The sequence below is a fragment of the Ornithinimicrobium kibberense genome (assembly GCF_006519705.1).
Lineage (GTDB): Bacteria > Actinomycetota > Actinomycetes > Actinomycetales > Dermatophilaceae > Ornithinicoccus > Ornithinicoccus kibberensis.
In genome coordinates, this window is the sequence record NZ_VFXM01000015.1 from 1 (window position 1) to 13,564 (window position 13,564).

Here is a 13,564-nt window from a genome sequence, read left to right on the forward strand (position 1 = left end):
GCCAGAAACACCGTTTGGCGGACAGTCCCGCGGTAGAGGCTGTCGACGCCGGATCGACGGGTCGTCCGCAGATGGGCATGAGCGCGAAGGCACGTGCGTTGACTGATAGGGCTCAGTTTCCACCCAAGCGGCGTCCTGCGTAGCGTGCCCATGGTTCGGCAGCTTTGTCGGCGTGGAGGAACGCGACTTGGTGGCTGTAACCGAGGGCGTCCGCCACGAGTGCCGGTGGGCACTCGAGGACTAGTTCGCCGATGGCACGGTTGCGGGCGCCAAGGAGATTGACGCCCAGGTCGCGCAAGCGATCCATGACTGTGTTCGGATGCAGGTGGCGCCCAGCGAGGGTGCTTGGAAAGAGCCATGAGCTGTCAGAGCCGGCGCCCGTGCGAAGGTTGGGCCGTGCCGCGAGGTGCCCCCTGATGAGCGAAGCGAACGGCTCGGGGACGTCTGTCGCGTGCGCACCGAGCGTGATGCTCATGCCCATGTCACGGTCGTCGACGATGCTGGTCGGGAAGGCGACGACCTTGACGAGCGGCTGGGCGTAAAGCAACAGGAGCATCCCAGCGACGCGGTAGGGAAGAGACTCGCTGGTGCCGGTGAGTAGCTCGTGGATCCAGGCGAGTCGCTGGTCCTGGCTCAACGTCGGGCTTGTCTTGGCCGCTCGGGGCCGAATCGTGACCTGGGTGTTGAGACCGGATGCCTTTGCTCGCACGAAGAAGGTCCTGATCGCGCTGCGCGTTGTCGGCCCGGCTGCAAGCCACTCGTCGATGTCCTGCTGAGTGCAGGTGGCGGCCGTGCGCTGGTAGGTCTCGTGCAGCCACACGAGGAACTTCACCGTCTCGGTGATCTCCTGTTTGGCGGAGTGGACCGGGCCACGCGTGGCCGCCCCTGCGGCCGCCTTGGCACGGATTCGCCGCAGGTGATGCCACGTCGCGAAGTATTGCACCGGCTGGCGCACGTCGTCGGGGAGCCCGTCGAGCTTGGCGAGGATCCATTGCTCGAAGCGGGGGAGGTAGGGGTCGCGCTGAGGGAGGAGGCCATGGTGCTGGAGCATGGCCCGCAGGTGCTCGGTAGGCTTGCCGGGGACAGTGTCGAGTCCCTCGTGGGTTACGGGGATGGTTCCATCGCCCAGGTTGCGGAGAAGTGCCTGGACCTTGGGTGAGCGCTTCCAGACGAGGATCGACTCAGGCCGCTCCGATGCGCAGAGCGCGTCGATGAGTCCGGCCAGTGCGAGGTCGGCGGGTTCGCGGCCGAGAAGCGCGTGGAGGTCGTCGCGCAGGGCGCAGCGGGCACAGAGATGGCCGCGATGGTGTCCGGCTTCGATGTCGCAGCGTTCGCAGTGGAAGTCGACGGGGATCGACGCGCAGGTGGAACAGATTGGCGCGTTGTCGGGTCGGCGCAGCCCTGGCAGCAAGCGGCTTTGGAGGCACGCCGGGCAGGTGCCGCGGGTTTGAACGGCGTTGTAGTAGCAGACGTAGCAGAGCCTGCCTTCTGGCCAGTTCGCTGCAAGTCGCGGGATGTTTCGTCCACAGCGTGCGCACGGGTCGTCGCGCAAGGTCGTCGTTCGCGGGCGGCCGCGCGCAGTGGAGCGAGGGGAGAGGCCTGCCGGCTTCGGGTCCACAGTGATCCTCGGATCACTCGTCGAGGATGTTGGCCCGGCGGGGGCGCACGGTGCGGTCGAGCGAGACGACGTTCGGTGGGGGAGCGGTGCCGGTCTTCCGCACGCGTGCGTCCCTCGCCGTGGTGGTGAACAGGTCGGTCGATTCGCAGTCGAAGATGTCGCACAGTGCCGCGATCGTCATCAGAGAGACTCGCTCTGGGCGCTGGTTCACCAATCGATATACCTGGGGTCGGGAGAGCGTGATGTCTCGCTCGGCTAGGAGGGGGATGAGGTCGGTGGTGTTGTGCAGGCCCCGAGCGGCCATCAGCTCGGCCAGGCGCCACGTGTAATCGACCTTGCGCTTCATGATGTGCTCTCCTCTGGCTTGCGGGCCATGGCTTCCTTCACCGTACGGTCGAGTGCGCTGCGAAGCGTGCAGCGCCGGAACTCGTCGGACACGAACTGATAGATTCCGGTGGTCGACGCATACTCGTGACCCATCTGGTCCTGCACGAACCGTGGATCCCAGCCGGCCTCCAGTAGATGGGTCGCATACGAACGACGGAACGAGTGGAGGTCGAGGCCGTCGGAGAAACCCAACTCTTCGCAGTAGCGACGCAATCGCCGGTTCAGGGTCGACTCGACAACGAGCCCGCCTCGCTCGCTGGGGAAGAGATCGAGGGTGTCCGGCTCGCCGCGGCCGTTGGCGAGCCAGTCCTCGAGGATGCCTGGAGTCCAGCGCCAGACCGTCAGAACGCTGCGGGGTTTGTGCGGGGAGGAGCGTTTTGCCTTGCCGTAGCGAACGTTGCAGACGCCGAAGCGACCGAACTCACGAGCGTGCGGATTGCGGGCGAAGTCGACGGTCTGGAGATGTCGCAACTCGTTGAAGCGAAGCCCGTAGGCGTAGGCGATCTTCATCATCACTGCGTCCCGGTACGCTGCCTGCCAGCCCTTGCGACCGGACGCGCCGATGCGCTCAACCTCGTCGTCGGCGTGATCGAACAGCGCGCTGAGCTCTTCGCGGGTGTACGGGCGCTTCTCGGGGCGGGCCTCGTGCTCCTGAACGTGCGGAGCGGTGTTCCAGTCAAAGAAGACCTGCGCCGGATGAGTGCCGAAGAACTCCTCGCAGACCACGACGAACCCGTAGTCAGGGTTGCTGATGTAGCTCGTGAACTCCCGGAGAGCTGAGTGATAGCCCCGCAGAGTTGAGTGAGCGACGTGCTTCTGGGTGCGCAGGTCGGCAGAGAACTCTTCGACGTGCGCCGGCGTCCAGTTCCACGGGTCCTCGTTGACATGGGCCATGAAGCGCTCCACCATACGAAGCCGCTGGTCGATGGTCGCGAACTGAAGATTGCGTGACAACTGCTGGTTGCGCCAGCCCTCGAGCATCTTCTGGAGGACCTGCTCGTCGGGCCGGAGGACCGGCACAGCCTCAACGAGGCGGACCCGCCCAGAGCCATCAACCTCCATCAGGTTCCTCCCAAGATCTCAGTTTCATCTGATGATTCTATGATGCATCGAATGAGACAAGCCCTGAGTGTGCGCAGGTCAACGTCGTGTCGCGCGTAAGCCGCCCAATGCTCAGCCCAGTCACGTCGCATGTAACGCCACAGGGCCTCTGCCGCCAGTTATCCCTGCATCGCAGCAGGTCAGGTCCCGTACGCCTGCACCCGGGGATCGGTCACGCAAGGTGATTCATCCGATGCAATACGCAGACTACCACTTTACATAATGTCGCTTATCGGCGTTTACTCAGTCTGACCGGAGCGTGACACCGAGGCGCCCTCCACGCCCTGGATGCGGACCATGTCCATCGGCGTCAGCACGCCGGCGGAGCGGTGCGGGACCATCTCCATGACGCCCATGTAGAGGGCCTGGTCGACGTGGCCCTCGAACTCCACCGGGCGCGGGCTGACGGCCAGGACCGTCGCGGCCACGCACGCGGACGCGGCGGTCTCGGCCACCGGGTGTCCTGGCCAGACCTCGACCAGGTTCGGCACGAGGACGCCGTCGATCTCGGCGGTCATCATGGTGGCGGCGACCACGTGGCCGTCGCCGTCACGAGCGACGAAGCTGGACTCCCGGTCGAGCCTCTCCGCGAACCACCGGCGGAACTTCTCGCGCGTCGCGTCCGCGTCCTTGACGGGCAGGAAGCCCTCGTGCGCCGGCACGTAGGCGACCATCCACAGGTCGAGCAGCTGCTCCACCGTGAAGTCCGTGGCAGGGGTCAGCGTCAGCCGCTCCAGTTCCGCCGCGGACAGACGCTCGTGGGACCAGGCGAGCACGTCCGGGTGGTCGGTGGGGATCGCCCCCGGGGGCAGGCTCTGCATCACCTCGACGTGGCCGACCACGGCGACCGCCTCCGCCTTGGGCGTGCCCGGCACGACGCGCAGCATCACCGGTCGATCGTCCTCGGCGACCAGTGCCTTCAGCAGGTCGGCGCCCCGTCCCGGCCGGCAGGCCAGCTCGACCAGGTCCACGTCGTCGTCCGGAGCGCCGCGCCGTCGCAATCCGGCGGCGACCACCTCGCCGTCGACCTCCTCGACGAGACTACGGCTCTCGCCGAGGTCGGCGTCGGGCTCCATCCACGGCGCACCGTCGACGGGCAGGTCGGACACGAGGCAGGGTCGCACGGTCATGCTGCACCGTGGCACCGCGGGAGTGGCCCTCGCAAGATCCTGACCTTTTCCGGCCGGACCCGACGCGCACGTGGGCGCTACGGTGGTTGCTGTGCCGCCCGACACCCAGCGTCGAGAGCAGCCCGTGGGCATCGACGGGCTGCTCGCCGCAGGGCTGGTGACCGCGGCCGCGGTCCTCGTGCTGTCGACCGGCTGGCCGTCCGACGACCTCCTCGGACCGGCGTTCCTGGCGGCCTGGATGTCCGGCAGCTGGGCGGCGGTGAGCCGCTCGGCGTCCGGCCTCCAGGAGCTGGGCGGCATCGGTCTGCTCCTCCTGCTGACCGTCGCCGGCACCACCACGCAGCAGCCCTGGGCGGCCGAGGCGGCGTGGCTCAGCGGGCTGACCACGGTGGTGCTGGCCATGAAGCACTGGGCCCGACGTTCTCCCGCGGGGTCCTCGGCGTAGGGTGGCCGACCGCCCGGTCACGGTGGCCGACGGCCGACCGCCAGCAGGTGCGGGCTGCGCTCCGCCAGGGCGTCGAGCGCCGACGGCCGTCCGACGAGCTGCTCCTCCAGTCGCTCGGCGAGCTCCACGGCGAGCTCCACGAGCCGGGCGTCCTCGGCGACGAGCTCCAGCGCCCCGGTCCCCGGACCCTCGAGACCGTGCACGACCACGTCCGTGAACCCGGCGGCCGTCACCTCCTGACGCAGCTGTGCGACCGAGTGCAGGTGTCCCCCGGGGAATCCGCCGTGCATGCTGAACCAGACGCCTGTTCGAAGGATCTCCAGGTCGGCCTGGCCCAGGTCGGGGAAACCACGGGTGGTCACGGCCTCCGTGAACGCCGTGAGCCGACCGATCCCCTGGGCGAACAGCGCCCCGCCGGGCCGCATGACCCGGCGGGCCTCGGCCAGGGCGGTAGCCCGGTCGGCGGCGGAGACGAGGTGGTAGAGCGGACCCAGCAGCAGGACCGCGTCGAAGGAGGCGTCCGCCGAGGGCAGGTCGCGGGCATCCCCGACGAGGGCGCTGAAGGTGTCCACCTCGGCGGCCCTGGCCACCTGGGCCGGGACGGGGTCCAGGAGGGTGACCTCGTGCCCGTCGTCGGCCAACCACCGGCTGTGCACCCCGGTCGCACCACCGACGTCCAGCACCCGTGAGCCCGGGGCGAGGACGCGTCGCACGAGCCGCCGGGTGCGCTCGACCTCGACCCGTCCGTCGACGGACGAGCCCGTCCTGGCGTCCTCGTCGAACGTCCCGGTGTAGAACTCCCGGATGGCCTCGTCGAGACGGTGCTGGACGCCCATGGGTCTGGACACTACCGGCGCCTCCGAGGCACCGGCCGGGCGTCTAGCGCCAGGCGAAGACGGGCTGCTCGAAGTGGTGGACCGGGTCGGGGCGCCCCTGCAGGCCCAGCCACCCCAGCTGCAGCACCACCGCCGCGGTCGGGGCGTGCACGACCTCGTCCCCGAGGACGAGCTCCACGAGGGGCCGCTCGCTCTGCGGGATGCGGGTGAAGCGGGGCGAGTCCTCGCGCAGCAGGTGGTGCAGGCCGACCCGGAAGACCGCCTGGACCTCACCGGGGTCGGGGCGCAGCTCCCCCGCTCCCCCGGCCCACAGCACCACCGGCGTCATCACGAAGCCGGACCGGGTCTCGTAGTCGTCCAGGAGCCCCAGCACGTCCTCCTCCCCCAGCCGCAGACCGACCTCCTCCTCGGTCTCCCGCAAGGCTGCCGTGACGACGTCCTCGCCAGGGTCCAGCCGTCCACCGGGAAGCGCGTACTGGCCGCCGTGGCGGCGCAGCCGGGGCGGTCGCCGGCACAGCAGGAACGCCGCTCCCCCGTCCGCCCGGTCCAGCCGGTCCCCCAGCAGCGCCGGGTCGTGCACCGGACGTCCCCCGGCGTCCCGTGCCTCCGTCCGCGCGCCGCCGGGGACCGAGTCCACCAGGACCAGCGCCACGGCCGCGTGGCGACGGTCGCCGAGGGAGGCCACCCGCCGCCGGTGTCCGGCCAGGTGGCCGGTCACCCGGTCGCGCAGGACGTCGTCGTACGGCAGTGGCGCCGGCCACGTCCTCCTCCCCGCCGGCTGACCCTCCATCCGCGCCACCGTAGCCGACCCACGTCCACAGCCCCGTCACCTGGTCGCCGCCCGTCCACACCCACGGTCCTGCGCTTTCGCGGCGCGCACCTGGCCGCGCACGCTGGACCCATGACGCGCACGACGAGGTCCGGGAGCACGGCGGCAGGGACGACCGGGCGCGCGGCGACCGAGGTCAACGAGGTCCACCTCGTCGGGCGCGTCAGCGGCGTCCCCGTCCCGCGCGAGCTGCCCAGCGGGGACCAGCTCGTACAGTTCCGGCTGGTGGTGCCGCGACCGGGCAGGGACGGGGACGGTGCACGGAGACAGGTGGACACCATCGACATCGCCTGCTGGTCCGCCAGGACCCGGCGCACCGCACTCCGTCTGCCGGACGGTCAGGAGGTGGAGGTCCGCGGCAGCCTGCGCCGACGCTTCTTCGGTACCGCCGGCGGCCGGGCGTCGCGCTACGAGGTGGAGGCCCTGGCTGTCCGCAGGGTGCGTGCGGACCAGGCCTAGTGTGGGTCCCATGACGCTGACCCCACACCTGCACGTCGAGGGCCCCTCCCGGCTCGTGGCCTACGACTTCGGCGCCCACCTCGCGGAGTGGACCGTCGACGGGCTGCCCGTCGTCTGGCTGAGCGGGCACGCCCGCCTGGACGGCTCGCGGCCGATCCGCGGCGGGGTGCCGATCTGCTTCCCGTGGTTCGCAGACGGGCCCGACGGGGACCTCAGCCCGAGCCACGGCGTGGTGCGGAACACCTCGTGGACCTCCGTCGAACCCCAGGACGGCGAGGTCTGGGCCTGGCGGATCGCGCGGGAGGACGTCGCCGGCTCCGCCGGGGCGGTGCACGTGCCGGGCAACTTCGAGCTGCGGTATGCCGTCGCAGTCGCCGGCAGCGCCCAGGCGCCGGTCCTGGACCTGGCGCTGCGGGTGCACAACCCCGGTGACGACGAGCTGTCCGTGGAGGTGGCCCTGCACACCTACCTCCACGTGGGGGACGTCCGTGAGATCACCGTGCTCGGGCTGGAGGAGGCCACCTACCTGGACAAGGTGACCGGCCGGGTGGAGACGCAGGACGGTCCGGTACGCCTTCGCGGCGAGACGGACCGGGTCTACGACCGCAGCGGACCGGTGGTGGTCGAGGACCGCACCACCCTGCGGGCCCTCCACGTCGTGCCCAGGGGTGCGGCCCAGACCGTGCTCTGGAACCCCTGGGCCGACAAGGCCGCCCAGATCGAGGACCTGGGCGAGGAGGAGTGGCTGCGGTTCGTGTGCGTGGAGACCGCGGCCCGGGGCGAACGATCGCTACGCCTTGCCCCCGGGGAGAGCGTGGAGGTGGGCACCCGCGTCGGACCCACCCCGATCGGCACCGAGGCCGGCTGAGTCGCAGGATCGTCCACACCCGAGCCGGTCCCGGCAGCCCCGCCACCGTCCGGATGGGACACTGGGGCGTCGGCGGCCGCCGGCCCGAGAGCGATCAGGAGTGGGGATGCCCGATTCGGACCTGCACAAGGAGACCCAGGAGGTCTCCTCGGCCAGCGTGCGCGTGGAACGACCCGCCGAGGAGGCCGGTCACCGCCCGCCGACCGTGCCGGGCAGCCAGCAGCCGCCGCTGGGCCGGCCCGAGGAGACGACCAACGTCGGCGTGGACCGGGGCCAGGTCATCGGCGTGGGGATGAAGGCGGTCGCCGACTGGAGCCTGCGCTTCCTGTTCGTGGCGGCGGCGCTGTGGGTGCTCTGGTGGATCCTCGGCAAGGTCTGGGTGGGGGTCCTGCCGGTCATCCTGGCGCTCATCGTCTCCACCGTCCTGTGGCCCGTCGTCGCCTTCCTGCGCCGCAAGCGCGTCCCGGCCGCGCTTGCCACGGTGATCACCCTGCTGTTCGCCTTCGGGCTGGTCGGCGGCGTGATCTCCGCGCTGGCGCCGTCGGTGGCCAGCCAGTCGCAGGAGATCTTCGACCAGGCCTCCGAGGGCATCGGGCAGGTCCAGGACTGGCTGGACGGCCCTCCGCTCAACCTCGAGGCCGCCCAGGTCGAGAGCTACGTCGACCAGGGCATCGACTGGCTGCGGGAGCAGAGCACCCAGGCGGCCGGCTACGTTGCGTCGGGGGTGGGCGCCGTGGGCTCCGCGCTCGTGACCCTGGCGATGGTCCTCGTGCTGACCTTCTTCTTCCTCAAGGACGGGCCGGACTTCCTGCCGTGGCTGCGCCGGACCGCAGGCCGCACGGCGGGCCGTCACCTCACCGAGGCGCTCACCCGCGTCTGGAACACCCTGGGCGGGTTCATCCGTACGCAGGCCATCGTCAGTGCCGCCGACGCCGTGCTCATCGGCATCGGCCTGCTGATCCTGCAGGTCCCGCTGGCGCTCGCGCTGGCCGTCCTGACCTTCTTCGGCGGGTTCATCCCCATCGTCGGGGCCTTCATCGCGGGCGGGTTGGCGATCCTCGTCGCGCTCGTGACCCAGGGCTTCACGACCGCCGTCTGGGTGCTGCTGCTCGTCCTGGCCGTGCAGCAGATCGAGGGCAACGTGCTCCAGCCGATGCTGCAGGGTCGCAGCATGCAGATGCACCCCGGAGTGATCCTGCTGGCGGTCGCCGGCGGTGGGACGCTGTTCGGCATCGTCGGCGCGTTCCTGGCCGTGCCGGTCGCCGCCTCGGTCGTGGTGCTCCTGCGCTACCTCAGCGAGCAGGTCGACCTGCGCACCGGAGACCTGCACACCGAGGACCTCGCGGTCACCACCCCCGAGGGTGCGGTGGCCGCCGCCCGCGCCGAGCATGCTGCGCCGCTCTACCGGGCGATGGCCGCCCGGGAGGAGCAGCAGGAGGAGCGCACCATCCAGGAGGCCACCACCGAGGAGAGGCGACGCATCCGCCTCCCCGGGCTGCGGCGGCGCGGGGCGACCCGGGCCACCGGTGCGGGGACGTCGGGCGAGCGGACTTCCACCGACGACGAGCAGGACTCCCCCGCCCGCTGACCTGCGGCCGAGGCGGCCCCGGGCGCAGGAGGACCCACCGGCCCTGACGGGCGGTGGGTCCTCCTGCGGCCCTGGCGGGCCGTGCGTCCGGTCGGGCCGGACGCACGAGTCGCTCAGCGGGTGGCGTCGTTGAAGCCGTCCTTGAGGTTCTCGCCGGCCTTCTTGGCGCTGGCGGACATCTGGTCCCCCTTGCCCTCGGCCTCCATGCGCTCGTTGTCGGTGGCGTCGCCGACGCCCTCCTTGACCTTGCCCTTGGCGTCCTCGGCGGCGTTCGAGATCTTGTCTCCCAGTCTCATGGTTCATTCCTCTCAGGTGGGCGGAACGTACCGTCCTAGCCTGCCCCATCCTGGGCGGGGCGCAACCCGAGACGAGCGCAGCTCTGCCCCGGGAATCACGACGGCCCCGGACCGTCAGGTCCGGGGCCGTGGGGGTATGCGGTGGGGCTGGCTCAGGCGCTGCGGCGCCGGGGCTTCTCGCCCCGCTGGGTGCGCAGGAGGTCCAGGCGCTCCTCCAGCAGCTCCTCCAGCTCGGGGATCGAGCGCCGTTCCAGCAGCATGTCCCAGTGGGTGCGCTGGTGCTTGGTGGCCTTGGCCTCCGGCTCGGGGCCGTCGACGAGCTTGGCGTCCAGGCCGCAGCGGCACTCCCACAGCGGCGGGATCTCCGCCTCCACCGAGAACGGCAGCTCGCTGATGTGCCCGTCGGGGCAGACGTAACGGGTGATCTGGCGCTCACTGAAGGTGACGCCCTCGTCGCTCTCGAACGACAACCAGCTCAGGTTGGTTCCGCGCAGGGACCTCTCAGCCATGTGCACTCCCCTCGTGTCCGGGACACGTGATTAGGATCGGGTCGGTCGTGTGACTCTGTGGGTGACAACGCCTGCCACGGTCACGGTGTTCCCCTCGGCTGCCCGCATGAAGGTGCGCCCGGGACGTCCGGGTCGGCTGCAGGGGGACATTTCATCATAGCGGCGCCCCTGCCGCGGGGCCAGTCGTGCTGGTCGGAGGCCTATTCCTCCAGGCGTGGGCGTCCCGGGGCGGTGGTTCCCGGTGGCGGGGTCTCCTCGACCACCTCGCCCTCGATGACCTCTCCCCCGCCCCGGCGCGTCCGCGTCGGGGAACCCCACGACGTGCCCGCGGCCCCGGGGCCGCCGACCATGCCGGCGGTGACCCTGTCGGCCTGGCGGGCGACGGCAGCCTGGAACAGCCGCCGGGCCGTGGGTCGGGTGAAGGGCAGCACCGCGGCCAGGCCCAGCAGGTCGCTGACGAATCCGGGCAGCACCAGGAGGAAGGCGCCGATCATCACGAGGATGGCGTCGGTCACCTCGTCGGCCGGCGGCCTGCCCGAGCGCACCGCCTCCTGCAGGGCCCGGTAGGTCCGGCCGGACTCGCGACGGCCCAGCCAGGCCCCGACGAGGCCCACGCCCACGACCAGCGCCAGGGTCCACCAGAACCCGATCTGCTGGCCCACGAGGACGAGCACGACGAGCTCCACCAGGGGCAGCGCGAGCATTCCGATCAGCAGCCAACGCAGGGCGCCGCGGCGACGGGGCGGGGTGGGACGGGTGGTCACAGGTGGTCCTCCTCGAGGTGGTGCCACCTGGGTGAACGCCGCGGACCGCCCCGACGTTCCCCGGCCCCCGTGCCACCCAGGATCCGGCGGACCTGACGCCAGTGGCGTCGCGCGCCCCAGACCCCCACGCGCACGGCGGCCTCCCGCACGATGGCGTCGTCCATCTTGGAGGTCCCCACCTCGCGCTCGACGAAGGTGACCGGCACCTCCACCACCCGCAGACCCTGGTCGAGCGCACGGAGGGTGAGGTCGACCTGGAAGCAGTAACCCTGCGAGGCGACCGCGGCGGTGTCCATGGCGCGCAGCGCGTCGGCCCGGTAGACCCGGAAGCCGGCCGTCGCGTCGTGCACGGGGATGCCCAGGAGGAGCCGGGCGTAGGTGTTGGCTCCGACCGACAGCGCCCGTCGGTGCACGGGCCAGTTGCGCACGGTGCCACCGGGCACGTAGCGCGAACCCACGACCACGTCGGCGTCCGCGGCCGCCGCCAGCAGGTCGGGCAGCTGCTCGGGCTGGTGGGAGCCGTCGGCGTCGATCTCCACCACCGCGTCGTAGCCGCGCGCCAGGGCCCAGGCGAAGCCGGCCAGGTAGGCCGGCCCCAGGCCCTGCTTGCCCGGCCGGTGCAGCACGTGCACCTGCGGGTCCTGGGCGGCGAGCCGGTCGGCGATCCGCCCCGTCCCGTCCGGGCTGTCGTCGTCGAGCACCACGACGTCGGCGGACGGCACGGCTGTGCGGATCCGTCGGACGATGGCCTCGATGTTGCCGGCCTCGTTGTAGGTGGGCACGCACACGCAGACGCGCCGGATCGCCGGCCTGGGGGTCGTGGTCACCGGGGCAGCCTAGCTGCGGGCCGGCTGCCCGCCCCGGCCGCGCGCGTCCGGGCCGGCCCGCGGCGCAGCCCCAGGAGGAGGGCCACCACCACCACGGCCGCGGCGACGGGGGGCACCCACGGACCGACGTGGAGGGCCGGGGTGGTCCCCGAGCGCAGCGGCAGCTCCCCCAGGAGCGTGGCCCGGGTGTAGAGGTCGGTCCGCTCGTGCACGCGGCCGTCGGGGGTGATGAGGCCGGACACCCCGACGTTGCTGATGTGCACGACCGACCGGCCGTGCTCCACCGCCCGCACCCGGGAGGCGGCGATGTGCTGGACGGACTGGTGCCCCTCCCCGAACCACGCGTTGCTCGTGGGGACGACCAGGAGGTCGGCCCCGCCGCGGACCACGTCCCGCACGGCAGGGTCGACGACCACCTCGAAGCAGATCCCCAGGCCAAGGTCGACCGTGCGACCGTCCGCCAGCGGGACCGGCATGGTGCCCGGCTCGGTGCCGGCGGACAGGTCGCTGATCCGGTCCACCCACGGGCTCAGGTGGCGCAGCAGCGGACGCAACGGCATGAACTCCCCGAACGGGGCCAGGTAGACCTTGCTGTAGGTGCGGTCCAGCCCCTCCCCGGGCAGGTAGCTGAACACCATGTTGTAGGGGTCCTCGCCGCCCTGCCGCGAGATGCCGCCGAGGACGACCGGGGCGTCGACGGCCTCCACGGCGTCCATGATGCGGGCCGTCGTGCCCTCGCCCCCCTCGGGGTGCAACGGGTCCAGGTCGGTGGCTCCCTCCGGCCAGACCACCAGGTCGGGGGCCGGCCGGCGACCCGCCTCCACGTCCTGCGCCAGGTCGGTGGTCTGCTCGGTGTACCGCTGCAGCATGGTCCCGCGCTCGGCCGTCAGGGTCCGGGTGAACCCCTCCGGGATGTCCCCCTGCACGGCCGCGACCGTGACCGGCTCCCCCGCGGTCGGCCGGGGGACGAGCACGGGGACCAGCACGAGCGCGGTCGCGCCGACCAGCGGGAGCCAGGCCGGTCCGAGGGGCCGGCCCGCCCGGGCCGGGGGCCGGTGCGCCTCCCCGGCGGCCGCCGTCCGACGGGCGATAAGACGGTGGGCGCCGAGTGCGAGCAGCCCTCCGACCAGGGCGACGAGCAGCCCCAGGCCCTCGACGCCGACGACGGACACCGCCCCCAGGAGGGTCGAGTCCGCCTGGCTGAACCCCAGCCGTGCCCAGGGGAAGCCGCCGAACGGGGTGACGGCCCGGGCCTGCTCCATGACCGCCCAGGCGGCTGCGCCGACGAACGGCCGGACCCGACCGCCCCGCTGCAGCAGGGCCAGCACCACGCCGAGCGCCGCGGGGTAGAGGGCGGACGCCACGCTCATGGCGATCCAGGGGGCCAGGCCGGCGTAGGTGCTGGCCCAGGTGAACATCGGGGTGAACCAGGTCAGTCCGAGCCCGAGACCGGCCAGACCGCCGACCCACCAGCGCGTGCCGACGGTGGCCAGCGTGAGGGCTGCCGTGCCCACGAACGCCAGGGGCCAGAGGTCGAAGCCCGGGAAGGCCAGCCACAGCGCCACTCCCCCCAGCACGGAGAGGAGGAGGCGGACCGGGAGGAGCACGAGCCCAGGGTAGGTGTCCCTGGGGCCGTCGCGGAAACTCTCCGAGGCCGCCCAGGACGCGGCCCGGCCCCGGCACCTTTGGGGCCGGTCGTGAGACGGCTGGTGGCCGTCCCCCGACCGTTGTCTACTCGGTGCGCGGGGCCGTGGCTCCCCGACGACTTGCGTCGCGTTCGTGGGGACCTGAAGAACGTAGGCGGCCGCCCGCTCCCCTGTCAACAGCCCCTTGACCTGCGAGGACGAGGCAAACGTGCAGGTCATGCGCACCGATCCGGACAACGTGATCCGCACCTCGAACGGTCT

At 71.6% G+C, this 13,564-nt stretch carries 15 protein-coding genes; 4 read left to right on the plus strand and 11 right to left on the minus strand.

Annotated elements, in window-relative coordinates:
• Positions 1-112: 112 nt before the first annotated feature.
• The 4 genes from FJR00_RS12860 to FJR00_RS12875 form a co-directional block, all read right to left on the minus strand.
• The gene (locus FJR00_RS12860) at positions 113-1,618 is read right to left on the minus strand and encodes a recombinase XerD (protein WP_141339072.1); all 1,506 of its coding nucleotides are present in this window, start codon (positions 1,616-1,618) and stop codon (positions 113-115) included.
• A gap of 13 nt (positions 1,619-1,631) precedes the next feature.
• On the minus strand, positions 1,632-1,964 hold the full coding sequence (locus FJR00_RS12865) for a helix-turn-helix domain-containing protein (RefSeq protein ID WP_141339073.1): 333 nt from the start codon (positions 1,962-1,964) through the stop codon (positions 1,632-1,634).
• Entirely contained in the window at positions 1,961-3,067 is a 1,107-nt protein-coding gene (locus FJR00_RS12870) for a tyrosine-type recombinase/integrase (RefSeq protein ID WP_141339074.1), read from the minus strand. Before FJR00_RS12870 ends, FJR00_RS12865 begins: the two co-directional genes overlap by 4 nt.
• A gap of 278 nt (positions 3,068-3,345) precedes the next feature.
• Positions 3,346-4,236: a hypothetical protein gene (locus FJR00_RS12875; RefSeq protein ID WP_141339075.1), complete on the minus strand. Its 891-nt coding sequence runs from the start codon at positions 4,234-4,236 to the stop codon at positions 3,346-3,348.
• Between the two features lie 91 nt (positions 4,237-4,327).
• Between FJR00_RS12875 and FJR00_RS12880 the strand changes: the two genes are divergently transcribed.
• Positions 4,328-4,681, plus strand: a complete 354-nt coding sequence (locus tag FJR00_RS12880; protein WP_141339076.1) for a hypothetical protein — start codon at positions 4,328-4,330, stop codon at positions 4,679-4,681.
• Between the two features lie 17 nt (positions 4,682-4,698).
• Here the strand turns inward: FJR00_RS12880 and FJR00_RS12885 are convergent, their stop codons facing one another.
• Together FJR00_RS12885 and FJR00_RS12890 are read right to left on the minus strand one after the other, a co-directional pair.
• Positions 4,699-5,517: a class I SAM-dependent methyltransferase gene (locus FJR00_RS12885; RefSeq protein WP_141339077.1), complete on the minus strand. Its 819-nt coding sequence runs from the start codon at positions 5,515-5,517 to the stop codon at positions 4,699-4,701.
• Positions 5,518-5,560: 43 nt separating this feature from the next.
• Positions 5,561-6,307, minus strand: coding sequence for an NUDIX hydrolase (locus FJR00_RS12890; protein WP_141339078.1), 747 nt, complete (start codon positions 6,305-6,307; stop codon positions 5,561-5,563).
• Positions 6,308-6,418: 111 nt separating this feature from the next.
• On the opposite strand from FJR00_RS12890, the gene FJR00_RS12895 reads away from it, so the two are divergent.
• From FJR00_RS12895 to FJR00_RS12905, 3 genes are all read left to right on the plus strand, one after another.
• Complete coding sequence (locus FJR00_RS12895; protein ID WP_141339079.1) at positions 6,419-6,805, plus strand: single-stranded DNA-binding protein; 387 nt, start codon at positions 6,419-6,421, stop codon at positions 6,803-6,805.
• Between the two features lie 10 nt (positions 6,806-6,815).
• Positions 6,816-7,673, plus strand: coding sequence for a D-hexose-6-phosphate mutarotase (locus FJR00_RS12900; RefSeq protein ID WP_141339080.1), 858 nt, complete (start codon positions 6,816-6,818; stop codon positions 7,671-7,673).
• A 106-nt stretch (positions 7,674-7,779) separates the two neighbouring features.
• Positions 7,780-9,261, plus strand: a complete 1,482-nt coding sequence (locus tag FJR00_RS12905) for an AI-2E family transporter (protein WP_141339081.1) — start codon at positions 7,780-7,782, stop codon at positions 9,259-9,261.
• Positions 9,262-9,374: 113 nt separating this feature from the next.
• Here FJR00_RS12905 and FJR00_RS12910 read toward each other — a convergent pair whose 3' ends face one another.
• From FJR00_RS12910 to lnt, 5 genes are all read right to left on the minus strand, one after another.
• The gene (locus FJR00_RS12910; protein WP_141339082.1) at positions 9,375-9,557 is read right to left on the minus strand and encodes a CsbD family protein; all 183 of its coding nucleotides are present in this window, start codon (positions 9,555-9,557) and stop codon (positions 9,375-9,377) included.
• A 152-nt stretch (positions 9,558-9,709) separates the two neighbouring features.
• Positions 9,710-10,066, minus strand: a complete 357-nt coding sequence (locus tag FJR00_RS12915; protein ID WP_075957548.1) for an RNA polymerase-binding protein RbpA — start codon at positions 10,064-10,066, stop codon at positions 9,710-9,712.
• A gap of 200 nt (positions 10,067-10,266) precedes the next feature.
• Positions 10,267-10,830 (minus strand): FxsA family protein, encoded by a 564-nt coding sequence (locus FJR00_RS12920; protein WP_238330483.1) that lies wholly within the window; start codon positions 10,828-10,830, stop codon positions 10,267-10,269.
• Entirely contained in the window at positions 10,827-11,657 is an 831-nt protein-coding gene (locus tag FJR00_RS12925) for a polyprenol monophosphomannose synthase (protein WP_141339083.1), read from the minus strand. Before FJR00_RS12925 ends, FJR00_RS12920 begins: the two co-directional genes overlap by 4 nt.
• Complete coding sequence (lnt, locus tag FJR00_RS12930) at positions 11,654-13,264, minus strand: apolipoprotein N-acyltransferase (protein WP_238330484.1); 1,611 nt, start codon at positions 13,262-13,264, stop codon at positions 11,654-11,656. The genes FJR00_RS12925 and lnt overlap by 4 nt, the downstream gene beginning before the upstream one ends.
• Positions 13,265-13,564: the final 300 nt, after the last annotated feature.

Excerpts from the sequence above, each read along its gene's own strand:
- FJR00_RS12865 (WP_141339073.1), bottom strand. The coding sequence starts at position 1,964 with ATGAAGCGCAAGGTCGATTACACGTGGCGCCTGGCCGAGCTGATGGCC.
- FJR00_RS12870 (WP_141339074.1), bottom strand. The coding sequence starts at position 3,067 with ATGGAGGTTGATGGCTCTGGGCGGGTCCGCCTCGTTGAGGCTGTGCCG.
- FJR00_RS12875 (WP_141339075.1), bottom strand. The coding sequence starts at position 4,236 with ATGACCGTGCGACCCTGCCTCGTGTCCGACCTGCCCGTCGACGGTGCG.
- FJR00_RS12885 (WP_141339077.1), bottom strand. The coding sequence starts at position 5,517 with ATGGGCGTCCAGCACCGTCTCGACGAGGCCATCCGGGAGTTCTACACC.
- FJR00_RS12890 (WP_141339078.1), bottom strand. The coding sequence starts at position 6,307 with ATGGAGGGTCAGCCGGCGGGGAGGAGGACGTGGCCGGCGCCACTGCCG.
- FJR00_RS12895 (WP_141339079.1), top strand. The coding sequence starts at position 6,419 with ATGACGCGCACGACGAGGTCCGGGAGCACGGCGGCAGGGACGACCGGG.
- FJR00_RS12900 (WP_141339080.1), top strand. The coding sequence starts at position 6,816 with ATGACGCTGACCCCACACCTGCACGTCGAGGGCCCCTCCCGGCTCGTG.
- FJR00_RS12905 (WP_141339081.1), top strand. The coding sequence starts at position 7,780 with ATGCCCGATTCGGACCTGCACAAGGAGACCCAGGAGGTCTCCTCGGCC.
- FJR00_RS12910 (WP_141339082.1), bottom strand. The coding sequence starts at position 9,557 with ATGAGACTGGGAGACAAGATCTCGAACGCCGCCGAGGACGCCAAGGGC.
- FJR00_RS12915 (WP_075957548.1), bottom strand. The coding sequence starts at position 10,066 with ATGGCTGAGAGGTCCCTGCGCGGAACCAACCTGAGCTGGTTGTCGTTC.